Source organism: Streptomyces caelestis (genome assembly GCF_001279005.1).
In the GTDB taxonomy this organism is placed as follows: domain Bacteria; phylum Actinomycetota; class Actinomycetes; order Streptomycetales; family Streptomycetaceae; genus Streptomyces; species Streptomyces heliomycini.
On sequence record NZ_LGCN01000155.1, the window covers coordinates 1 to 257 of the forward strand.

The window sequence follows — 257 nt, forward strand, 5'->3', positions numbered from 1 at the left end:
TGCTGCCGGTGTGGAGGTGCCGGTGGGTGTGCGGTCGGTGGTGCATCGGGTGTTGGGTGTGGTGCAGGAGTGGCTGGCGGGTGAGCGGTTCGCGGGTTCGCGTCTGGTGGTGGTGACGCGGGGTGCGGTGCCGGTGGGTTCGGCCGGTGATGTGGTGCAGGCTCCGGTGTGGGGTCTGGTGCGTGCGGCGCTGGCGGAGAATCCGGGCCGTTTCGCGCTGGCCGACGTCGGGGCCGGCACGGACGCCGAGGTGGATG

The 257-nt window shown here is 72.4% G+C and carries 1 protein-coding gene; it reads left to right on the forward strand.

What is annotated here, in order from left to right; genetic code table 11:
- A partial coding sequence (locus tag ADK41_RS14860; RefSeq protein WP_037805380.1) for a SpnB-like Rossmann fold domain-containing protein occupies window positions 1–257 on the forward strand: 257 nt, incomplete at both ends.